General features: G+C 41.8%; 18 protein-coding genes. 12 read left to right on the top strand and 6 right to left on the bottom strand.

Annotated elements, in window-relative coordinates:
- Positions 1-49 precede the first annotated feature (49 nt).
- From alaS to V2H41_RS08640, 5 genes are all read left to right on the top strand, one after another.
- Positions 50-2,689 (top strand): alanine--tRNA ligase, encoded by a 2,640-nt coding sequence (alaS, locus tag V2H41_RS08620; RefSeq protein WP_330974742.1) that lies wholly within the window; start codon positions 50-52, stop codon positions 2,687-2,689.
- Between the two features lie 88 nt (positions 2,690-2,777).
- Complete coding sequence (locus V2H41_RS08625) at positions 2,778-3,671, top strand: ion transporter (protein WP_330974743.1); 894 nt, start codon at positions 2,778-2,780, stop codon at positions 3,669-3,671.
- Between the two features lie 107 nt (positions 3,672-3,778).
- Positions 3,779-4,726 (top strand): PDZ domain-containing protein, encoded by a 948-nt coding sequence (locus V2H41_RS08630; RefSeq protein ID WP_330974744.1) that lies wholly within the window; start codon positions 3,779-3,781, stop codon positions 4,724-4,726.
- 191 nt (positions 4,727-4,917) lie between these two features.
- Positions 4,918-6,369: an Asp-tRNA(Asn)/Glu-tRNA(Gln) amidotransferase subunit GatB gene (gatB, locus tag V2H41_RS08635; RefSeq protein WP_330974745.1), complete on the top strand. Its 1,452-nt coding sequence runs from the start codon at positions 4,918-4,920 to the stop codon at positions 6,367-6,369.
- A gap of 36 nt (positions 6,370-6,405) precedes the next feature.
- Positions 6,406-7,578 carry a TlpA disulfide reductase family protein gene (locus tag V2H41_RS08640; RefSeq protein WP_330974746.1) on the top strand — a complete coding sequence of 391 codons (1,173 nt, stop codon included), beginning with the start codon at positions 6,406-6,408 and terminating at the stop codon, positions 7,576-7,578.
- A 2-nt stretch (positions 7,579-7,580) separates the two neighbouring features.
- Here V2H41_RS08640 and V2H41_RS08645 read toward each other — a convergent pair whose 3' ends face one another.
- The gene (locus V2H41_RS08645; protein WP_330974747.1) at positions 7,581-8,693 is read right to left on the bottom strand and encodes a DUF3667 domain-containing protein; all 1,113 of its coding nucleotides are present in this window, start codon (positions 8,691-8,693) and stop codon (positions 7,581-7,583) included.
- Positions 8,694-8,838: 145 nt separating this feature from the next.
- On the opposite strand from V2H41_RS08645, the gene V2H41_RS08650 reads away from it, so the two are divergent.
- The gene (locus tag V2H41_RS08650; protein ID WP_330974748.1) at positions 8,839-10,686 is read left to right on the top strand and encodes an amidophosphoribosyltransferase; all 1,848 of its coding nucleotides are present in this window, start codon (positions 8,839-8,841) and stop codon (positions 10,684-10,686) included.
- A 74-nt stretch (positions 10,687-10,760) separates the two neighbouring features.
- Here V2H41_RS08650 and V2H41_RS08655 read toward each other — a convergent pair whose 3' ends face one another.
- From V2H41_RS08655 to V2H41_RS08665, 3 genes are all read right to left on the bottom strand, one after another.
- Positions 10,761-12,476, bottom strand: a complete 1,716-nt coding sequence (locus V2H41_RS08655) for a RagB/SusD family nutrient uptake outer membrane protein (RefSeq protein ID WP_330974749.1) — start codon at positions 12,474-12,476, stop codon at positions 10,761-10,763.
- A 69-nt stretch (positions 12,477-12,545) separates the two neighbouring features.
- Entirely contained in the window at positions 12,546-15,791 is a 3,246-nt protein-coding gene (locus V2H41_RS08660; protein WP_330974750.1) for a SusC/RagA family TonB-linked outer membrane protein, read from the bottom strand.
- A gap of 301 nt (positions 15,792-16,092) precedes the next feature.
- The gene (locus V2H41_RS08665) at positions 16,093-16,272 is read right to left on the bottom strand and encodes a hypothetical protein (protein WP_330974751.1); all 180 of its coding nucleotides are present in this window, start codon (positions 16,270-16,272) and stop codon (positions 16,093-16,095) included.
- 179 nt (positions 16,273-16,451) lie between these two features.
- Between V2H41_RS08665 and V2H41_RS08670 the strand changes: the two genes are divergently transcribed.
- The 6 genes from V2H41_RS08670 (at position 16,452) to V2H41_RS08695 (ending at position 21,417) form a co-directional block, all read left to right on the top strand.
- Positions 16,452-16,940 (top strand): SixA phosphatase family protein, encoded by a 489-nt coding sequence (locus V2H41_RS08670; protein ID WP_330974752.1) that lies wholly within the window; start codon positions 16,452-16,454, stop codon positions 16,938-16,940.
- A 41-nt stretch (positions 16,941-16,981) separates the two neighbouring features.
- Positions 16,982-17,692 carry a tRNA (guanosine(46)-N7)-methyltransferase TrmB gene (gene trmB / locus V2H41_RS08675; protein WP_330974753.1) on the top strand — a complete coding sequence of 237 codons (711 nt, stop codon included), beginning with the start codon at positions 16,982-16,984 and terminating at the stop codon, positions 17,690-17,692.
- Complete coding sequence (locus tag V2H41_RS08680; RefSeq protein WP_330974754.1) at positions 17,673-17,873, top strand: C1orf53 family protein; 201 nt, start codon at positions 17,673-17,675, stop codon at positions 17,871-17,873. Before trmB ends, V2H41_RS08680 begins: the two co-directional genes overlap by 20 nt.
- Positions 17,836-18,228 (top strand): MGMT family protein, encoded by a 393-nt coding sequence (locus V2H41_RS08685; protein WP_330974755.1) that lies wholly within the window; start codon positions 17,836-17,838, stop codon positions 18,226-18,228. Before V2H41_RS08680 ends, V2H41_RS08685 begins: the two co-directional genes overlap by 38 nt.
- A gap of 14 nt (positions 18,229-18,242) precedes the next feature.
- Positions 18,243-20,549, top strand: coding sequence for a TonB-dependent receptor plug domain-containing protein (locus tag V2H41_RS08690; protein ID WP_330974756.1), 2,307 nt, complete (start codon positions 18,243-18,245; stop codon positions 20,547-20,549).
- 94 nt (positions 20,550-20,643) lie between these two features.
- Positions 20,644-21,417: an outer membrane beta-barrel protein gene (locus tag V2H41_RS08695; protein WP_330974757.1), complete on the top strand. Its 774-nt coding sequence runs from the start codon at positions 20,644-20,646 to the stop codon at positions 21,415-21,417.
- 42 nt (positions 21,418-21,459) lie between these two features.
- Here the strand turns inward: V2H41_RS08695 and V2H41_RS08700 are convergent, their stop codons facing one another.
- Both V2H41_RS08700 and V2H41_RS08705 read right to left on the bottom strand, forming a co-directional pair.
- Complete coding sequence (locus V2H41_RS08700) at positions 21,460-22,488, bottom strand: SDR family NAD(P)-dependent oxidoreductase (protein WP_330974906.1); 1,029 nt, start codon at positions 22,486-22,488, stop codon at positions 21,460-21,462.
- 83 nt (positions 22,489-22,571) lie between these two features.
- Positions 22,572-23,819: a PQQ-dependent sugar dehydrogenase gene (locus tag V2H41_RS08705; protein WP_330974758.1), complete on the bottom strand. Its 1,248-nt coding sequence runs from the start codon at positions 23,817-23,819 to the stop codon at positions 22,572-22,574.
- Positions 23,820-23,893: the final 74 nt, after the last annotated feature.

Consider the following 23,893-nt stretch of genomic DNA (forward strand, 5'->3'; position numbering starts at 1 on the left):
ACCATCATACCACGGCTGCACCGTATCTTTGCAGGCCTAAAATAGTACAATGACCAGCAGTGAAATAAGACAACGGTTTCTTGATTTTTTTAAGAGCAAAGGCCATACCATTGTGCCCTCGGCTCCTATTGTGGTAAAAAACGACCCTACCCTGATGTTTACCAATGCGGGGATGAATCAGTTTAAAGACTATTTTCTGGGTAACAAACAAAGCCCGCATCCACGTGTGGCCGACACACAAAAATGCCTGCGTGTGAGTGGAAAGCACAATGACCTAGAAGAAGTTGGCGTGGATACTTATCACCACACCATGTTCGAAATGCTGGGAAACTGGAGCTTTGGCGATTATTTTAAAAAAGAAGCTATCGAATGGAGTTGGGAACTTCTTACCGAAGTATATAAAATTGATAAGGATCGTTTATACGTAACTGTATTTGAGGGTGATGAGCAGGAAGGGTTACCGTTCGACCAAGAAGCTTACGATGAATGGGCCAAATGGATTAGCAAGGATCGCATCCTCAAAGGCAAGAAAAAAGATAATTTCTGGGAAATGGGCGATACAGGTCCCTGTGGCCCCTGCTCCGAAATACATATAGACTGCCGTTCGAATGAAGAAAGAAAAGCGATTGATGGCAAAACGCTGATTAATGCCGACCATCCACAGGTGATCGAAATCTGGAACAACGTATTTATCCAGTTCAACCGAAAGAAAGACGGCTCACTAGAGCCTTTACCTGCTAAACATGTAGATACAGGAATGGGATTTGAGCGTCTGGTGCGTGTTCTACAGGGTAAAAACAGTAACTACGATACCGATATCTTTACCGGTACTATTGCAGAGATAGAAAAAATGGTAGCGCTGCCTAATCCATCTGGTGGATTGCTGGGCGAAAGCAGCACCAAACAAGCCATTGCATTAAGAGTTGTAGCGGACCATATTCGGGCTATTGTTTTTACTATTGCAGACGGACAGTTACCTTCCAATACCGGAGCGGGTTATGTGATCCGTCGCATTCTGCGTCGTGCCGTTCGTTATTACTATTCTTATCTAGATTACAAGCAGCCTTTATTATATCAGCTGGTAAAACTGATTGCCGCACAGTTTGAACAGGTATTCCCTGAAGTAAAACAACAACAGGCCTTTATTGAAAAAGTAATTAAAGAAGAAGAAGAATCTTTCTTACGCACGCTGGAGAAAGGCCTTAGAAGAATGGATGATATTATTGCGGCCTCTGCCAAAAGCGGAATCATTAATGGTAAAGATGCTTTTGAACTGTATGACACCTACGGTTTTCCTGCTGACCTTACACGGCTGATTGCCACCGAAAACAACTTGAAGGTGGATGAAGCGGGATTTGAAAATGAAATGAAACAGCAAAAAGATCGCTCGCGGGCCGCTACTGCCATTGATACGCAGGATTGGGTACAGGTGGCAGCGGAAGTGCCGGTAAAGTTTGTAGGATACGAAGATTTGAATGCAGGAGCAAAAGTGATCAAATACCGCAAGGTTTCGGCTAAGGGCAAAGAACAATATCAGCTGGTATTGGATATCACTCCTTTCTACGCCGAAAGCGGAGGTCAAGTGGGAGATAAAGGAAAACTGATTTTTGAGAACGGCGAAGAAATTCCTGTTACCGATACTAAGAAAGAAAACGATCTTATCATTCACTTTACCGATAAACTGCCTTCGGATGTTTCGCAGCCATTGCGTGCTGTAGTGAATGCAGAAAAAAGACTATATGCGGCATATAACCACACTGCCACCCATCTGTTGCACAGTGCTTTAAAACAGGTACTAGGATCGCACGTCAATCAGAAGGGCTCTTTAGTATCGCCCGATATACTTCGCTTTGATGTGTCGCATTTCGCCAAAATCACCGATGAAGAAATTAGGGAGGTTGAACGTATAGTAAACGACAAGATTAGAGAAAACTTGCCGGTTATCATCAAAGAAATGCCTAAAGATGAAGCCCTGCAAATGGGAGCCATGGCATTGTTCGGAGAAAAATACGGCGATATCGTAAGGGTCGTAAGCATCGGATCCGGCTTTTCAACAGAGCTGTGCGGAGGAACACACGTTCTTCATACCGGTATGATTGGCCTGTTTGTTATTACCAGCGAATCGGCTGTGGCAGCAGGCGTACGTCGTATTGAAGCATTAACAGGGCCCGCAGCACTGCAATATGTATATGATAAGCTGGCGCAGAATAAGGCGCTTGCCGAATTGCTCAAGACTAGTGATCCCATTAAGGCTGTTGAAAAGCTTATTGCAGATAAAGCCACTCTCGAAAAAAGAGTAGAGCGCCTGGAAGCAAAAGAGTTGGTTAGTATTCGTAACGAATTGCTACGCAAAGACGAAATCATCAATCAGATCAACTTCATAGGAGATATCGTAGAAGTAAGCAATCCTGACGCATTAAAAAGATTATGCCTCGACCTTAAAAATCAGTTGAAGGATTTCGTGGTAGTACTCTGTGCCAATATTGGCGGCAAGGCTTTTGTAGCCGTCAGCATTGCTGAAAATGTGGTAGCTGCCAGAAATCTCGATGCGGGGCAGATTATCAAACAGCAGGTAGCTCCGCTGGTTAACGGAGGAGGTGGTGGTCAGAAAACGCTGGCTACTGCGGGCGGTAAGGAAGTAGGGAACCTGCAACAAGTTATCGATACTGTAAGAAATCTCCTTCAGTAATAAAAAACGGACTCTATATAAACCTCACGCTTTAAACGTGAGGTTTTTCTTTTCTAAGAATTACCTTTAAAGTAAAATACTCAGGGTTATGTCTCTTTTCCATATTATCCCCGACAGACACGATGTAGTTCAGGACCATAATGCACCCAAAGACAAAAATAGTTTCAGACATAAGCTGTATGTAGTCATCTTTCAGAATAACACGCGTGCTGGCAGACTTTTTAATGTAGGCCTATTTCTATTCATTTTTGCCAGTATCATACTGCTCATTCTAGAAAGCGTTGAATCCATCTCCATTGCATATGATAAAGTATTCGACATTATAGATTATGTTTTTCTGATCGTTTTCTCCATTGAATACCTATTAAGACTCTATTGTGTACGGGATGCAAAAAAATATGCACTCAGTTTTTACGGAATCATCGATTTTCTAGCCATTGTGCCTTCGTATATGGAATTTTTCCTCCCTAACTGGCATATGTTGATGGCATTCCGTTGCTTCAGGCTCCTGCGTATATTTCGCATTTTTCGTATGGTGCGCCTGTTGGACGAAAGCCGCTACATGATGCTGGCGCTATTGCGCAACTTCAATAAAATCTTGGTATTTCTGTTTTTCATTGTACTACTCACCTTGTTTCTAGGCGTCTTGCTGTATGTAATAGAATCCCCATATAATCCCGGATTCAGCAGTATTCCGCAAAGTGTGTACTGGGCTATTGTGACGATTACCACCGTAGGCTATGGAGATGTAGCCCCTATGACTATTGGAGGCAAAATGATTGCATCTTTTATCATGATTCTGGGTTATGCCATTATTGCCGTACCTACCGGAATGCTATCGGCAGCAGTGGTTACTAAGTACAGAGACATGGATAATGCCTCACGCACCTGTCCTCACTGTCATAATAAAAACAACGCATCAGATGCGCTTTACTGCAAAATTTGTGGTACCCCACTATCGGACAATATGAAGCAGAAATAAGTTTAACACAACTCCTACGGCTTTTAACAATTCCGAAACACTTCGTATTATACAAATTCCCCTATCTTTGAAATACGAAAATCGACGTAGATCTAAAATTTTGTACAATGAAAAAAATATTCCTAATTACCATGCTAGCTATGCCCGGGTTCCTCTTGGCTCAGGAAAAGGAAAGCAAGGAAGCTGAACGCATTATCATTACTAAAAAAGGTAATGATAAAGAAAAACTCAATATTGTTGTAGATGGAGAAGAAATCATCGTCAATGGCAAACCCCTGAAGGATGATGAAAATGGTAAAATAACTGTAAAACGCATCAAGATAAAAGACTTAGACAGTTACCGCGAGTGGCCGTCAGCTGATTTCAATGTCAGGAGCTTCTCCTTACCATCCACAAATAAGGCTATGTTGGGGGTAATGACCGAAAAAGTAGAGGAAGGCGCTAAAATAATTTCTGTAAATGAAGAAAGTGCTGCAGAAAAAGCAGGCTTAAAAGTGGGGGACATTATTGTAGCTGTGGACTCTGAAAAAATCACTACGCCTGACGAGCTGTCCAAAGCATTAAAAGACAAAGAACCGGGCGACAAAGTGAATATTTCCTACATCAGAGATGGCAAAAAAAATACTGTCACCGCCACGCTCACCAAATGGAAAGCGCCTCAAGCAATGACCTTTGAAGGTTTTCCGCGCATAGAAATGCGTGAGCTTTTCGACCGCATCCCTCAAAATCTTAGAGATGGTTCTAGAAATATTATAATTCGAGGCTTTTCTGACAATACCCCCAAACTAGGTATTGAAATACAAGACTTAGAAAAAGGTAGCGGCGTGAAAATCATCAAAGTGCAAAAAGATTCAGATGCTTCTAAAGCAGGCCTGAAAGAAGGTGATATTATCAAAGAAGCGAATGGCAATACCATCAGCACCACGGACGACATGCTCGCTCAAATGCGAAAAAGTCGTAGCGGGGATACATTAAAGCTGAAAGTAGATCGAAACGGACGTACCGAAAATGTTGAAGTGCATCTCAGCAAAAAAATTAAAACAGCGACCCTATAATATGCTTCTATTTTAAACAAAAACCGTGTTGTGTACGTTGTTTGTTAGATTATATCTGGATGGTATTAATGGGGTTAGTGAGGCCCGGAGTCAAAATCTCTGGGCTTTTTGCTTATCTATCTCTTAAAATATTGATATTTTCCAGATTTAAAATTTCAAATAAGAAATCCGTCTTATTTTTACGGCCATTCATGAATCCGGAATACAATCAATACGAAATTGTGGTGGGGCTTGAAGTGCATGCCCAGCTGCTCACGCAGAGCAAACTATTTTGTGGCGACAGCATCGCTTTTGGTGCCGAACCCAATACACACGTAAGTCCTATTACTTTGGGGCATCCCGGCACATTACCTAAAATGAATCGGGAGGCGATTCGTCATGCCATCAAAATGGGGCTCGCCTGCCATTGCGAGATAGAAAGAAAAAATTACTTTGCTCGTAAAAATTATTTCTATCCCGATTTGCCCAAGGGATATCAAATATCACAGCATACTACACCCATCTGTAAAAATGGTTATATCACCATTAAAACAGCACAGGGAGAAAAAAATATTCGTTTGAACCGCATCCATCTTGAAGAGGATGCCGGTAAAAGCTTGCACGATGTGAGCGAGTATAGTACTGCCGTAGATTATAACCGTGCAGGAACACCGCTAATCGAAATCGTAACCGAGCCGGATATTCGTAGTAGCGATGAAGCGTTTGCCTATCTTACCGAGTTGAGAAAACTGGTAAGATACCTAGGAGTGTGCGATGGTAATATGGAAGAAGGTAGTTTGCGTTGTGATGCCAATATCTCCGTAAGGCGTAAAGGCGATACCCAACTGGGTACCAAAGTGGAGGTCAAAAACCTCAACTCTATTCGCAATGTAAAACGCGCCATTGATTTCGAAAGTCAACGACTCATAAAAATGCTGGAGAACGGAGAAACCATCCGACAACAGACGCGCAGTTTTGATGCCAACACCGGTACCACATTCGCCATTCGCGACAAGGAAGATGCGGAAGATTACCGCTACTTCCCCGACCCCGACTTGACTCCGTTTGATCTTAAGGATGATTTTATCGAAAACATTCGTCAATCTATTCCCGCTTTACCAGCAGAGCGAATTAGTATTTATAAAGAACAATATAAGCTCAACGATTACGATGCGCAAGTACTGACTGAAGAAAGGGCTTTTGCCGACTATTTTGAAACTGTTATTCAACATACAAAAAATTATAAAGCAGCTGCCAACTGGATGCTGGGACCCATCAAAAGCTGGCTAAATGATCACGGAAAAGAAATTGATGCTTTCCCAATTCCTCCTGCACAAATTGCAGCTGTAATCCAATGTGTGGAGGAAGGAAAATTGAGTTTCTCTACAGCATCCACCAAGCTGTTGCAATTGCTGCTGCAAAATCCTCAGGAAAATCCTGCCGTGCTGGCAGAAAGAAACAATCTGATTCAGCAGTCCGACTCTGCTGAGTTAGAACCTGTAATCAATGAAGTATTGGAACAATTGGCCGATAAAGTTGTTGCCTATAAAAAAGGTAAAAAAGGATTGATTTCTTTATTTGTAGGAGAAGTAATGAAGCGCACTAAAGGAAAAGCCGATCCTAAAAAAACCAACCAGATGATTCTTGAAAAACTTAAACAATAAACATAGTTCATTCACACTGAACTAAAATCAGCAATAATGAAAAAGATATTATTTGCAGCGGTAGCTGCCTTATTATTAGTCGCTTGCGATAATAAATCTAAAAATACATTTACCCTGTCGGGAAAAATCAGCAATGCTACCGGAAAAATGCTATATCTGGAAGAAGTACCTGTGGGCACTATGGATCCGGTTATTGTAGACTCTGCTCCTTTATCACCCGACGGAACATTCTCGCTTCAAGCCCCGTCTTCGGAGTCGGCCATTTACAATATACGGATAGATCAGAATTTCTACCCTGTGGTAGCGGTTATCAATGACCACCCCAAAGTAGAAGTAGAAGTGGAAATGAGTAAAGAAAATAATTTGTTCTCCGAAAAATACGAAGTAAAAGGCTCTCCGGCCAGCCAGGCAATGAAAACTTTTACTACCCGTTTTAATGAAAAACTGCAAAGCATCTTTACCAGATTAAAACAGGTAGACAGCCTCCATAACAGCAAAGCTTCGGAAAGTGAAATCGAATTCCTGAAACAGGCTATCGCTAACGATGCATCCACCTTAAAAGAGTATACCCTTAGCGAAATGAAAAAATCGGATAATGTAGCGTTGACCATGTTTCAGCTGGGTTACTATCAATCTACCGCCAATAATCCGGGTTTTGGCTTAGAACCCTTGAATAATGAGCAAGTAACCGCACTTATTGCCGATTTAGTAAAGAAAAACCCCAATCATAGCGGATTGGCGAGTCTGCATAAAAGTATGCAGGCCGAGATGGAACGCTTGAATAAAAGCAACTGGGTAGGGAAACAGGCGCCGGATTTTGTATTGCCCGATATCAACGGCAAACCTTTAGCACTGAGCTCTTTAAAAGGGAAATATGTGCTGGTGGATTTTTGGGCTAGCTGGTGTCGTCCCTGTCGTATAGAAAACCCCCACCTAGTAGCTGCATATAATAAATTTAAGGATAAAAACTTTACTATTCTGGGTGTTTCGCTCGACCAGACCAAAGAAGCGTGGGAAAAAGCTATCAAAGACGACGGACTTACTTGGCTGCATGTTAGCGACCTTAAATTTTGGGAGTCCTCAGTTGTGGATTTATACGGCTTTGACGGCATTCCCTTTAATGTACTTCTCGATCCCGACGGTAAAGTGCTGGCGCAGGGCCTGCGCGGAGTTGAATTAGAAAAGAAACTAGCAGAAGTGTTGCAATAAACTTAAGAAATATACAACACCAATAACACCCCTGCAGTTAAAAAACCTACCAATACCGAGGTGAGAAAACACACTATGAGTTGTTTAAAGAAGGCTCTTCGGAAGCTTTGACCAAAGAACCGCTTCATAGAAAAAGTGAGGTACAGGAAAAGGTACACAAACACTGCCACATTGAGCCAGTTGGTAAGAGTTTCGGCCACGTGATTACTGAATATCTTTTCAAACACATACCCCAGTAGTATGGTAAAAAGGCCTATTACGAATACATAAGCATATTGATACACCGAAAAAATAAAGTTTTCAACGTAGGTCTTTTTGGTTTTACGGCGGTGTAACAACCATAAAAAGAACGCGAAGAAAGGAAGGCTCAGGAAAAATATTAGTGGAAGTTTTTTCTTAAGATTTTCCACTAAATCCACAATCATTCTCTTTTCATCTCCCTCATACTGCTCCTGTAGCTTTTGGTTTTTTACATCCTTTAGTTTTCTCGACAACCAGCCACGTTTTTTACCTACTCCCGAAGCCTTCTTATTTGCCGAATCTCTGCTAATCTGCACTTTAAATGCATCCCCGCCAAGTGATATGCCCTCATCCTGTAGCTCTTTCAGAGTTTGCTTTAGCGCCGAATCGGCCGTTGTATTTTCGTCTTTTAAACGCAGTGTTTGTTGCTGCTGTTTGATGGCATTGGCTACAGAGTCCACATAAACAGCTTGTGGAAAGTCTTTAAGATATTCTTTCTCCCTTTCAAGATTGTACAGCCGTTTGCGAAAATCACGGATATCGGTTCCGGGTTTATAATCGGTATGTTTTACGAAAGAAAATACGATAAAGAATACCGTAGAAGCAAATACATATAGCTGAATAGGCTTGAGATTTCTTACTCGCTTTCCCTCTAAATATTCCTTGGCAACAAAACCGGGTTGTGTAAAAAGATTCTTGAATGTATGCCAAAACCGATTGTCATAATGTACAAGGTCCTGAAAATAATGCGCGATCAAATGCCATAAAGAATCGTGAGGCTCAATATTCTCCTGCCCGCAATGGGTACAGAAACGCTCTTCCACTTCTTGCCCGCAGTTAAGGCATTGTTTCTCTTTTCTCAGATGATGACGCATAACATTTAACAGACCTAAATGACGCAGTGAAAATAGTCGATTATCGTCATTTTTGCTTCAATTGCAAAAGTTTATTCTGTAAGAGCAGTTATATTCACACTTCATTCGGAACTATTCTCGTAAATTTGCATCTCTTTTCCAATTTATGAGCGATCCAATTAAACACGAGTGTGGTTTAGCATTTATCCGACTGCGAAAACCATTTTCCCATTATTTAAAGAAATATGGTACAGTAATGTGGGGGCTTAACAAGCTGTACCTTCTTATGGAAAAACAGCATAACCGAGGTCAGGACGGGGCAGGGATAGCTGCTGTTAAGCTGAATGTGGAGCCCGGACATCCCTTCATGCATCGCATCAGAAGCGCTGAACCACAGGCCATTTCCCTTCTATTCCAAACCATCGCAGAAGAAGTAAACGAGCTCGCTAAGTACAATCCTGATATTGTGAACCATCCTGGCCTGATGAAAGGGCATGTGAAGTTTCTGGGAGAGCTGTTGTTGGGACATCTGCGCTATGGCACTCAGGGAAAAAATAATGTAGCGTTTTGTCATCCTTTTATAAAAAGACACACCATTACTACCCGCAACCTTGCATTGGCGGGTAATTTTAATTTGGTGAATACCGAAGAGCTGTTCCAGAAACTGGGAATAGAACCGGGTCCCTTCCAGAAACAAAGCGACTTGGCCGCCATGATGGAAATCGTGCACAAACGATTAGTGGAAGCGGATGAACAATCACCAGCTAAACCCGATATCAAACAGTTATTAAAGGATGTAATCCCACAATTCGACGGAGGATTTGTGGTAGGAGGTATTACCGGAGACGGCGTAGGATTTGTGTTCAGAGATCCGCACGGTATCAGACCCTGCTATTATTATATTGACGATGATGTAATCGTTGCAGCCTCTGAGCGAGCAGCTATTCGCACCACCTTCAATGTGGGCGAAAACGAGGTAAAAGAATTGATGCCAGCCAACGCATTAATCGTATATGAAGACGGTCAGTACGAAGTTTCGGAAGTAACAGAGCCTAAAGAGCGCAAAGCCTGTAGCTTTGAACGCATTTATTTTTCACGCGGTAGCGATGAAAAAATTTATAAAGAAAGAAAAGCATTGGGCTTTAACCTGAGCGAACAGGTATTGAAGGCCATCGATTTTGATTTAAAAAATACCATCTTCTCATACATTCCCAATACTGCCGAAGTGGCTTTTCTAGGCCTACAGAAGGGAATGCAGATGTATCTCAATAAAGTAAAAATCGAGCGCATTTTAAGCTGGGGTAAAGACTTCGATGAAGAGAAGCTAAGCGAAATGATCAATAGGCGCATCCGGGTAGGCAAAATTGCTATTAAGGATGTAAAAATGCGCACCTTTATTACCGAAGACGCCAGCCGTAACGAAATGGTACAGCACGTATACGATGTGACCTACGGAACCGTTCGACCCGGCATTGATACAATTGTAGTAATCGATGACTCCATTGTACGTGGTACTACACTCAAACAAAGCATCATCAAGATGCTGGCCCGTCTTCAGCCGAAAAAAATTATCATCCTTTCTTCAGCACCACAGATCCGCTATCCGGATTGTTACGGTATCGATATGAGCAAACTGGGCGATTTCATTGCCTTCAACGCTGCAGTTGAAATATTGAAAGACCGTGGTGAAGAACACATATTACAGGAACTTTGGGAAAAATGTAAAGACCTGAAAGCAAAAGGTTTGTTACATACAGAGAATGTGGTAAAACAACTTTATAAGCGTAGCACTACAGAAGAGATTTCACAGAAAATTGCCGAGATGATTACCCCAAAAGATTTGAACATTCCTGTACAGGTGATTTTCCAAAGCATTGAAGACCTTCATAAAGCCTGTCCCAATAATCTGGGCGACTGGTATTTTACAGGCAACTATCCTACCCCGGGTGGTAACCGAGTAGTGAACCAAGCTTTCATGAATTTTATGGAAGGCAAAAACGAACGAGGCTATTAATTCGTTGTGTGTTATCATAAAAAAATCCACGAGTCTATTGCTCGTGGATTTTTGTTTTACTAAGAACACAGCTATTAATATCCTGTATTTTGAATTAATGCGCCACCGCTGCGGTCGATCTGATCCTGCGGGATAGGAAAATAAGTATCCCTATCTTCAAAGGTCAGCCCACCGTAAACGGCAATAAGACTTCCCTCGAACTGCGAATAAGACTCCAGCACCTGTTTGGCGATGCCCCAGCGCACCAGATCAAAGAATCGATGCCCTTCGAGAGCCAGCTCCAGCCTTCTTTCAAAGCGGATAGCATTTAAAGCATACTCCTTATTCGGGAATGATGGATAAGGATTTACCTTGTAAGCCGCTGCAGGGCTACCATTTACCATTTTCACCGGTAATTGAGCGGCACGGTTTCGTACCTTATTCACGAGCTGGAGTGCATAATCCAGGTCATTGGTTTCTGCAGCACATTCAGCAGCCATTAAGTATACATCTGCCAAGCGGATGATATTTACATTGAGCGAAGTGATTTGTTCTGCGCCACTGGCCACATTACCCGGAAAGTCCGCTTTATCAATCATATGTTTATATCCTACAAAGGGGCCACCAAACGAAGGGTCCCGCAACCATGCATCGCCGGGCATGATACCCCAATCGTGATAGGGAACGCCTCTGCGGCCTACTGTATAGTCCACCCGAGGATCAAAAGCAATAGATTGATTCAACTGATAATTCAGCTTATCATTTCCCGAAAGACCAAAATCTGACTTATACGGATTGTTCCGATAAGAATTATCCAGCATGGGCAATCCATCAGACGTTACTTTGTAAGCATTTACCAGGTCGAAACTGGGATTAAAGAATCCGCAACAAGCTACAGGTGCGGAGCCGTATAAGCCCCCCAGCATATCGCCCACATTGCCGTTATCTCCTGAACCATCAGGGTTGATGACATGCTGTACCGCCAAAATAGACTCGGGACCGTTTTCGGTTTTTACATCAAAATTGTTCAGGAATGGTAGCGTTTCCAGATCAGGTCGGGCGTCAATGACATCTTTGAACAAAGTGAGAGCTTCGGAAAAATTTTTTTGATACAAATACAGTTTTCCAAGGTATGCCTTCGCTGCAATACCGTCCACTCTTCCCACTTCGTTTTTAGGTTTTTGAGCGGTTAATGTCTGAGCCGCGAATTTGAAATCCTCTTCAATTTTCGGTAGCACATCTATATTGTTGGGAACCTTGGCAGCATCGGTAGTAGACATTGTCTCATCGATATAAGGAATGTTTTTAAACACCCGCCACAGGAAAAAGTAATAATGGCCTCTCAGTAGGCGTGCCTCAGCCTCTATTTCTTTAGCGCGTTGTTCGGAGAATACATCGCTACTGCCTGATTCCTGTAGCACCTTTAACTGCCGTAAGGTGGTATTGCAACGGATGACTCCTTCATAGTAATTATTCCACATGGTAGAAAGATGCTCATTTACGCTAATGGGCATATGCTTTTCTATATCTAGCATGACGGCCTGGTCGCCCAGTTCGCTCCCCTTATGTGCATTGTCTGCAGCCACTTCTCCAAAAAGCCACTGACTAGGTGCAGAGGCATAGTTACCCCAGGTACCATCACGGTTTCCATTCATAAGGCCATAAGCACCTATTAATAACCACTCCACGGCCTTGGTGCTATTGAGTTGCTCCTCGGTAAGTTGTCCCTGAGGACTTTTTTCTAAAAAGCTTTTTCCACAGGAGGCCCCTGCTACAGCTAAAAGTATCAGATATGTTAATAATCGTTTCATTGCAAAATTTTTTTAGTGGTTTTCAGATCTTATACCTTGAACACTCATGATGCAAACGCATCACATAAATTAAAAAGTAACGTTGAGCCCCAGCAAATACTGGCGGGGAACGGGATACACACCCATATCTACACCGGGTGCGGTAAATGTGGATGAATACTGACTTACTTCGGGATCCATACCACTATAGGAAGTAATCACAAAAAGGTTTGTTGCGCTTGCATATAAGCGAAGATGGGAAATGCGTCCTTTGAACATTTTCTCAGCAGGAAATGTATAACCAATCTGTAAGTTTTTCATACGGAAGAAGCTGCCATCCTGTACATAATAGCTCGATGATTGATACTCAATAGTGGGTGCTTTGGAGTGAGGCGAAGGCATCTGGCTATTGGGATTGGTTACCGGATCCCATGCATTTAATGTTCGAACACTAACCGCTCCGGGGAAAGCATAAAAGTCGGTATACTGACGGGTTAAGTCAAACAGATCATTTCCCTGCGATCCGTTAAAGAACATGCTTATATCAAAACGCTTGTAAGAAGCATTAAAGTTTAAGGAATAAATGAAGTCTGGATGTGGGTTACCGATAACAGTACGGTCAAATCCATCAATTACACCATCTGGCTTCCCATCCGGGCCCGATACATCAGCAAATTTAAATCCACCCACACGAGCTCCGTCATAGGAGGGACTATTGACAATTTCCTCTTCGCTTTTATAAAGCCCTATTACTTTATATCCATAAAAAGCACCTAGTGGAGCCCCCGCTTTCAATACAGAAGTGGTTACACCTCTGAGGGTCAAATAAGGCTGTTCTTTTACAGTAGGTGCCAGCTCAATAATGTTATTGGTATATTTTGAGAAGAAAGCGCCAATATCAAATTGAAAGGCATCGTCTCCGCCATTACCCATATAGTGATAATTCAGAGACACTTCAAATCCTTTGTTTTGAATAGTACCGGAGTTGATATATGGCGAACTTCCTGTTCCCACCGCTGCCGAAGGTTGGGGTACCGGATATAGCACACCGGTGGTTTTACGATTGAACCAGTCTATAGCACCATCAATTTTATTACCAAAGAGCGTAAAATCCAATCCTACGTTTAACGATTTCAGCTCTTCCCATTTAATGTCGGGATTATCATAATTACTGGTCCATAATCCACTAGCCAAATCACCACCTGTAATAGGATAGAAAGAACTGTTGATGGAAGATGCATAACGACGCAGGTACTGGAATGTGGGAATACGTTGGTTACCCGTAACGCCAAATCCTGCTCTCAATTTAAGATCTTTCACCCATGAAACGGATTGCATAAAGTTTTCTTTGGACAAACGCCAGGCTACGCTCCCCGCGGGAAAAACACCATAGCGATTGTTCGCTCCAAAGTTGGAAGAGCCGTCACGACGTAAGGTTGCGGAAACCAAATATTTATCTGCAAAACCATAATCTGCTCGACCAAATATGGAGTATAATGCACCAATTGATCCTTGGCTTCCTGCATTGGTAGTTGCAGCAGTATTCAGATAATAATAGTTCAAATCTCCTGCAATAAAAAAGTCGCTACCATTTCCTCGCAGCTCACGCCAGTCCGATTCCACAGCTTCTGTACCTGCGAGGAGCGTGAGATTATGCAGATTGTTGAACAATTTTTTATAAGTTAATGTATTGGTCCAGGTCCACTCAGAGTTATAGCCATGAGTTTCGGTAAGCTTATTGTTGGTAAAACTTCCTTCCGAGCGCTCAGGATTAGGATACTCAATGGATATTCCATTATATGTTTCATATCGAATACCATAAGTAGTTCTAAAGTTTAAACCTTCCCATAGCTTAACATCAGCAAAGGCACTTCCAAAAAACTGTCCACTTTTACCCACGTTGTCCTTTGCACGATACAATACGGCCAGTGGATTATCAGCATTTCCCAGTTTATCTCCACGTGTACCTGCAAAATTGCCTTTAATGTCATACACAGGAATAATGGTTTGAATTCTATAAGCCCATCCTATTGGCGACCCTTCTCCCTGGTAGGAGCCGGCAGTATTTACATTTACTCCAAAGCCCACTCCTTTAGTAAAAGAGTATTGCATGTTTTCGCCAATAGTAACACGGTTATTCAGAAATGTAAAGCTGGTATTGCTTCGTACCGTATATCTTTCGAAACCTGTATACTTAAAGGTTCCATCCTGTTTAAAGTAACTTCCACTGATGGCATAGGTGGAGTTTTCGCCCCCTCCCTGTACACTAAGCTGATAATTTTGCATAGGCGCATTCCGGGTGATTTCTCTAAACCAGTTGGTACCTTCTTTATTGGCCCGAGTGATTTGATAAAACTGGCTTTGATCCATAACATAGTTGTATTTGGAAGGGTCGGCATCTTCCGGAGTAATTAGCTGCCCGGTTTTGCTGCCTGCCAACAGATAGTCGGGTAGTGTAGGGTTATTGGGATCCGTACCATAATTAGAGCCTGTAGTTTCAAGGGTGCCAGGAGTTTCTCCTGCATTTTTAAAACGCTTGTATACATATTCTGCATACTGTTGCGGATTTAGAAATTTAGGAAATCGGCTTCTGTTGGGGCTTTGCATACCATAATACATATCAAGGGAAACTTTGGGTGCTCCTTTAGTTCCTTTCTTCGTAGTGATAATAACCACCCCATTATTAGCGCGGGCACCATAGATAGAAGCCGCAGAAGCATCTTTCAATACCTGCATGCTTTCTATATCATTGGAGTTAAGCCAGCTAAGTTTACCTTCATAAGGCATTCCATCAATAATATATAGAGGATCGTTATTGTTGATGGTACTAAAGCCGCGTATACGTATCTGTGGTGTGGCACCTGGTGCACCATCATTGATAATCTGCACACCTGTGGCTTTACCCTGCAAAGCCTCTATAGGGCTGGCGGAGGGCTGCTTTTTCAAGTCATTCATATTTACTACTGAAACGGCACCTGTCAAATCTCTTTTTCGCTGCGTGCCGTATCCCACCACAACAACACTTACCAGATTTTCTACTTCAGGAATAAGAACAATATCCAATTCCGTAGCATCGCCTACAGTATAAGTTGTTACCTTATATCCAACACTAGAAAATTCGAGTACATCACCTTTAGAGGCATTAATGGTAAACTTCCCGTTGTTATCTGTTACGGTGCCGTTGTTAGTACCTTTAATAAGTACAGACACATTTGGAAGTAACTGTTTTTTATCATCGGTTACTACACCATTAATGGTAGTAGATTGGGCATGCGCATAGCCAACTCCAAAAAGAAGGCAAATGCACACGACAATAGCGTGCATAGATCGCTTCATACGATTACATTTAGAATAGTTAAACAATTGACAAGAACACTAGAAATGGGGAGGTCGTGCGATTACGTCACCACCGATATTACAGGGTATGTGAGGCAGACGACAATATCAGCAACAAGTTGTGTGTTTTCATGGCATATCTCGCTTGTATAGTTAAGAACTACACCCTGTACATATACCAATGTACAAAGGCATATGCACACGACGACAGCGTGTATTACTTTTTTCATATGGCTACTTTTAAATTAAAAGTGACTAATTAGTACAAAAGGAATGAACAAGAGATGATATATGCAACTCTTTAGCGCGGGGCTTCTTTTACTGTAGCACCCAGTCGCTCTTCATCGAGCACGAATGATTTAGAAAGAATTTGTTGCAGCGGTGTAATAGCAATGGCTGCATTTTTTTGAAATTGAGTTTGACAATTCAAACTAGGTTGAAGGCAAGTACATGCAATAAAGAGGTGAGTGGTTTTTTTCATGGCTTCGTAGAGGATAAGGTTAAGTAATCACAGTAAATATAAAACAAATTCAATACAAAAAAATCGGTTTTGCTAAATTCATCAAAAACTTGTTCAACATCATGTTTTAAAAAATTGATAGCAACAAATTTGGATGGGATATATTTGAAGCGTATCTTTTAGCAAATGCCTTCATTTTTATGAAAACATTGATTGTTATTCGTCATGGTAAGGCGGAAAAAAAGAAGTTCGGAGAATTAGATAGCAAAAGAAAATTGACGAGTTCGGGAATACTAGAAGTTGAAAACATGGCAAAGAGGCTGTTGGAAAAAAACTATCAAATTGAAAAAATCTTTTCAAGTTCTGCTGAAAGAACACGTCAAACATCAAAAATATTCGCGCTTATTCATCAGGTTGAAGACGACCGCATTCAATACTTCGATTCATTATATCTGAGCGATGCTTCCCACATTGTGGAAACCCTTTACCACGTTCAGGATGAAGTGCAAACCCTTGCCATTGTGGGCCATAATCCCGGTGTGACACATTTCAGTTGTAGTGTAACCCATTCATATTCTGTAATACTCCCTCCTGCAGGCATAGCCGTCATCAAGGCCCACTGCGACGATTGGACACAGTTCGAAGCAGCAAACAAAACTTTGGTTGAAGTTCTTTTGCCAACACCTTAACTTTGGCGGCATCTCAATGATAAGTGCAATAATATAAAAGGATGGCTCATAAAAAACTAATTAGATTCGCAGAGTTAAAAACATTTCCAAACGTTTTACAGTTCCCTGAAAATATGGCAGGAAACTGGAATAAACATTTTAATAATTCCAATCCTATAGTATTGGAATTGGCTTGTGGTAAAGGCGAATATGCTTTAGGGCTGGCCCGATTAAATCCCACCATCAATACTATTGGCGTAGATATCAAGGGAAACCGTTTGTGGGTAGGGGCTAAAAAAGCGCTGGCTGAGAACCTGAATAATGTAGCTTTTTTAAGAGTACAAATAGAACAACTAGCGCAATTCTTTGCTCCTAACGAAGTAGAGGAAATATGGATTACTTTTCCTGATCCTCAGCTCCGTTATTCAAGAGCAAAGAAAAGATTGACCCATCCTCGCTTTTTAAGAATATATAAGCAGATTCTGAAACCGGGCGGGAAGATTCACCTGAAAACCGACAGTCCTAATTTATATCGGTTTACCAAAGAGGTGTTAAACATGTATCAGTGCATTACACATACCGATGTTGACGATCTGTATCAATGGCAAGAACGAAGCGAAGAGCTGAAGATTAAAACTTATTACGAGTCGCTGGATATTGCACAAAGCAACCGGGTACATTACCTATGCTTTTCATTGCCCGAGCAATTGGCCGGCACAGAAATGGACCTACAACTTAAAGAAGCCATCAGATATGAGCTCAATGAAGGATGAGTATACTTACATCAATGATAAGGGGCAGGTAGTATTTACCGAACTCTATCATTTACGCCGCGGCTATTGTTGTGGCAATGGATGTCTGCATTGCCCATACGATTATAAAGCTGTTCCTGAACCTAGAAGAACCCTCTTGCTTAATGAAAGAAAACAGAAAAATAAAAACCCCGAACAGTAAATTACCAAGCATTACACCCTCCGGAAAAAAGGACCATAATTTTTCTCAACTGGTCTTTGAAATTGTACGGCAAATACCTAAAGGAAGGGTTACTTCTTACGGTGCTATTGCTCAAAGCCTTGGCATGGAAAAATCCGCACGCATGGTAGGATGGGCATTAAGCAACTGCAGTAATGCAGCACCCAAAGTTCCCGCACACCGCGTCGTAAATAGTAGTGGAGTTCTATCAGGTAGGCATGCTTTTAAAACACCCACTCTGATGCAGGAGCTACTAGAAAAAGAAGGCATCGTTGTAAAAAATAATAAGGTAATACATTTTAAAAAATATTTCTGGGATCCTATGGAAGAACTATAAATTTGCGCTGCCTCATGTTTTCAAAGAAAAAAATACAATCACCATCATTACGCTTTAAAGGTTGGAGACGCAAATCGTATGCGGCATTCCATAGCATCGGAAAACATATTACCATCGGCAAAGTAAAAGGCGTCGTTGCCGATACGCTTTTGCGTAAGCAAAATACTATTGCTACCACCACCAAGGGCATTACTATTGATTTAAAAACAGACGTTGTAGAAGCACCCGAAGAGCCAACGAATCCTCCATCCTTACAATTGGCATTACTGGCTCCTGTGGTTTGCAGAAAAAAAACTGATTGTGAAACGATAGTCGGTATTAACGATTTTATATACTCACGAAGGCTGAAAGTGGCTGTACAGTCGCTTTCAGCCTTTTTATTTTTTACAACCCTCATAACAAAACAGCACATGAAAAAAGTATGGATTACACTGATTGGATGTATTTTATTCAAAGGGCTTTATGCACAGGAACAAACACTAGACCCGGTTACCATTACCTCTTCTCTTATTGAAAAAAGAAGTTCGGAAACCGGACGCAACATCACTATCCTCTCTGGAGAAAGTATAGCTTCTTTGCCAGTACATTCACTTGATGAACTGTTGCGATATCTACCTGGTATAGAAGTACAATCGCGCGGTCCACAAGGTGCACAAAGTGATATCAGCCTTCGCGGAGGAACCTTTCAGCAGATATTAATTATTTTAGACGGACTTCGTATCAATGATCCCAATACAGGACATTTTACCGCATACATTCCCATTACTCCGGCACAAATTGAACGCATCGAGGTATTAAAAGGCGCTTCTGCTGCAGTATATGGTGCAGATGCCGTAGGAGGCGTCATTAATATCATTACCAAAACAGCTCAATCTGCATCTAATGCTAATGCACAGGCAATACACGCACGTGTGGGCGCAGGTGCTCATCATCTTGTGAACACCAATGTGGGAGGCTTTTACAAAAAGGACCGTCTGATTATTGACGCTGGTGTTTTATCTAATCATTCCACAGGCGTTCCTCAAAGAGGTATCAACGGATTTTTTCATAATACATCTGCCTCAGCAGGTATTGGTTATCAGTTGAATGATTATTGGCGTCTTTCGGCAAGAACAGCACTAGACCGTCGCCACTTTGCTGCACAAAACTTTTATACCACTTTTGCTTCTGACACTGCAACGGAGCGTGTAAACAGCTGGTGGCATCAATTGCAGGCTCATTACAAAAAAAATCGTTCAGAATTGAGCTTAAACGTAGGATACAAAAAACTGGACGACACTTACGCCTACAATAGTGCCGCTTCTCCCAATCAAAATATTTCCAAATTACTGCAAGCCTTATTACTGTATCAGCAGAAATTAGGAGAAAACACTTCTCTGGTTACAGGATTTAATTTTCAGAATAAATCCATCATTTCCAACGATAGAGGTGATCATTCTTTGAATACCGCTGCTCCGTTCGCAGGCCTCATTCAAAAAATAGGTCCGCAATTTAATTTGATGCCATCTTTGCGGATAGAATGGATTGGTAGCCATAACGCAGAAATACTTCCCCAGTTAAATGCTTCTTATCATATTCAAAACTTACAGCTTAGAGCCAGTGGAGGTCGTACTATTCGTGATGCAGACTTTACAGAACGATATAGCAACTACAATAAACCTCTTGTGACCAGCGGTAGCATTGGTAATCCAGGGCTAATACCCGAAACCGCTTGGACTTATGAAGCAGGATTTGATTGGTTTTTTAAATCGCGCCTGAAATTATCCACCACCTTTTTTCAACGCTTTCATAGCAAGCTGATTGATTGGGTAAACACCACTTACGAAGATATGCCTAGAAAAGACAATTTGGATCCTTCGGGCATGTATGCACTTGCAAAAAATATTGCAGAAGTGAATACATCCGGTTTTGAGACAGATATCCGATATCTGGAGCAGTTTGCAGAAAATCATCACCTCACATTGAATGCAGGCATGGTATGGTTGTATAGCAAAAGCACCGAAAGCGCCCCATCCTTTTATATTTCTTCCCATGCGAAGTTCTTGGGCAATTTCAATGCAGTATACACGGTGGGCAATCTTACACTTAGTTTCACAGGATTATATAAAAACCGCAACCCGCAAGAGGCGGCTGGTATTAATGCCTATGTAAATAAAGACTATTTTGTACTGAACGGAAGCATTTTATACCATATCCTTCCGAGAAAGCTGGGTATTTTCTTCCAAGCAGATAATATCTTTAATCGTCAATATAGTGATCTTCTAGGGAGTGTAATGCCCGGAAGGTGGTTACAGGGAGGTATTCAATGCTCGTTGAAATAATAGCAGATTATCGAGGTTTAATTTTTATGATTTAGCGGCATTAACCTAATTTTAACCGAAATAAAAATATATTTGCGCGAATCTTAATAATATTATGAAGAAAATTCTATTTGCTACCCTCTCATTATTGATAACAGCCTGTCTGTTTGCGCAAGATGAAACTGCACAGTCTGTTCAGTTGAGAGATACAACCGAAAAGACAACTCTTGAAGTAAACAAGCCTGCAAAAAAACCAAAGAAAAAATACAATCTTAGCAACCGAGCCAGCGATCACTTTATGGTTCAGTTGGGATATACCAATTGGGCAAATACCCCTGATAGTATTCCTACAAGAGGTTTTTCCCGCAGTGTGAATGTTTATTTCATGTTTGACTTCCCGTTCAAATCTTCTCCCAAACTAAGTGCAGCCATTGGGTTAGGTGTTGGTTCGGATCATGTTTTCCTGGATGATGTTTTTGCAGACGTAAAAGGAAGAACAAGCACCATGAGATTTTTAGATACCGCCAATGTAAGTATTAAGAAAACTAAGGTGGTAACTACTTATCTGGAAGTTCCTCTCGAACTTCGTTATACGGCAAATCCCGAAAACACAGATAAAAGTTTTAAGGCAGCCGTAGGTGTAAAAGTGGGTACGATGTTAAGAGGGGGTACACGCAGTCGTATTACCACCCCGACATCCTATCCCAACTACCTCCTGAAAGAGGCTAACAAACAATACTTCAACACAACTCGTATTGTAGGAACTGCTCGTGTGGGATACGGACATCTCAGCTTATTTGGTACTTATCAGCTGACCTCTGTGCTCAAAACTGGAGCAGGACCGCAGTTGCGCCCCTATACGATTGGTATAACGTTTAGTGGCTTATAAAAGAGCTTTTCATAAGCAAAAAGCGGCCGAATGGCCGCTTTTTTATTTCGCTTGCATATACATTTTACACGCTCTTTTTATGGTTTCCTCCAAAGGACGATAACTGAAACCGGGCAGCGCTTTTAATAGTTTCTCATTGCTAAATCTTGTGAAGCTGTTGGCAACCTTTGCACTTTCTTTTGTTAGTAATGGTTTTTTTCCGGTAACTATTGATTTTACCTTTTCCAGTCTCCACGCCAGACCAGCTAGAAAAGGAGTTGCCTCTTTCGATGGTCGTTTTTTCCCGAAGCAATCAGCCATTGTGTCAAACAATTTTCTAAATGGCCAATTGTCATTACATATAATAAACCGTTCGTCCGTAATATCACTCTCCATTAAAGCTACAGTGGCCCGGGCTACGTCTTCTACATCCGCAAAGCCATTCACACCTCTGCTATACCATTTAAATTCGTTGTAGGCGCTTTTGAAAAGGCCACAGCTGCCTTGATTCCAATCACCATATCCCAATACAGTAGCCGGATTTAAGATCACTCCTTGCAATCCTTCGGAAAACCCTCGCCATACTTCCAGTTCTGCATAAAACTTACTTATGGCATAGTGCGTGTTGGCCTTATTATTTTCCCATTTGGCGGATTCATCTACTACGGTACCAGTTATTTTGCGCCCGATAGCAGCAACAGAACTGATGTATACAAAGCGCTGCACTTGCTGCTCCAGCGCAACATTTACCACATTCTTTGTACCTTCTACATTCACTCGATACATTTGGGAACGATCAGAGTGGTGAAACGAAACAATCGCTGCACAATGGATTACGGTATCGACACCCTCCATCGCATCTGCTAAAGAAATCACATCCAGAATATCACCCTCTACCCACTCTACTTTGCGGAGAACTTCGGCATCTATAAAAAAAGGTAGTCGAGACGACGAACGCTTTATCGCTCGAACGTTATAGCCTTGTTGAACCAATTCTTTAAGAATATAGGCTCCCAAAAAACCGGTTCCTCCGGTTACTAATATTTTAGATGCCTGACTTATACCCGTATGATTTTGCGCGAAAATAGCGATTTAAGAAGATTGATAAGCTGCATCTTTACAGGCGCTCGTTGTCTCGATGCAGCTTATGTGGATGCTAACAGTAGGATGTGTAGTTATTTCTTGCCGATGCGATAAAGACGACCATGTGCTCCATCACATACAGCATACAAGGCTCCGTCTTTTCCTTGCTGAACATCTCTGAAACGTTGTTGCTGGCCGGTGAGTAATCTTTCTTCTCCTACTACTTTATTATCTCGGATATCCAGTCGCAGAATATGAGAGCCACTCAAACAACCGATAAACAAGTTGTTCTTCCACTCCGGTATCAGATCGCCGCTATAGAAGGTCATACCGCTGGGCGATACCACCGGATCCCAGTAATATACAGGCTGTTCCATTCCTTCTTTTTGCGTAAGCCCGTTATTTATAGCCTCTCCAGAGTACTCAATACCATAAGTAATGGTAGGCCATCCGTAATTCTTGCCCGGCTCAATGCGATTAATTTCATCGCCACCTCGGGGACCAAATTCACAGTTCCATAAATCGCCCGTTACAGGATGTATGGCCAAGCCTTGAACATTACGATGACCATAGCTGTAGTTTTCGGGCATGGCATTGGGTGTATTGATAAAAGGATTGTCTGCTACAGGCTTACCCTCTTTCGTGATACGTACAATTTTGCCCAACCCTGTGCTCAAATCCTGCGCTTTAGGTCTTGTTTTCAGATCGGATCTTTCACCGGTACTAACAAAGAGATTGCCGTCCTTATCAAACAATATTCTGCCGCCATAATGTAAAGTACCTGCAAAAGCCGGTGTAGCACGATAAATCACTACAGGGTTCTCTATTGTTTTTTCATCATCAGATAAACGACCCTTGGCTACCGCCGTAAGAGTTCCGCCATCAATATCTTCCGAAAAACACCAATACACCATGCGGTTGTTACTAAAATCAGGATCGATGGTCAATCCCAGCAAACCTCCCTGTCCGTTTGAATTTACAGGTGGTAATCCTACAATAGGAGCAGAAAGTTCTCCTTTAGTTGTAGCAATACGCATGGTACCGCCATTTTCTGTAATAAGTAATCTTCCGTCGGGCAATACCGCAATACCCCAAGGATTTACCAGATCTTCTGTTAAAATCTGTATATCCAACTCAGTGGTTGTTTTCATGCCGGGAGCTCGAGTTTGTCCTTCGAAGGCCGGTTTATAATCTGTATTAGGCGGATTGGTTTCCACAGGAGGTAAATTGGGTAATTCCGCATCAGGCTTCGTTTGATCAGCCGAAGATTTGCCATTACAAGCGTAGAGACTGCCCATTAGCGCTGTGACAGGCAGTATATATTTCAATGTAAGACGCATAAAAAAAATTTAAGCAATAATTAATAAAATGAACAGAGAACAATCTGTTTTATCATTCGTTAATATGTTCAGAA

This window comes from Niabella digestorum (assembly GCF_036409055.1).
Taxonomy (GTDB): Bacteria; Bacteroidota; Bacteroidia; order Chitinophagales; family Chitinophagaceae; genus Niabella; species Niabella composti.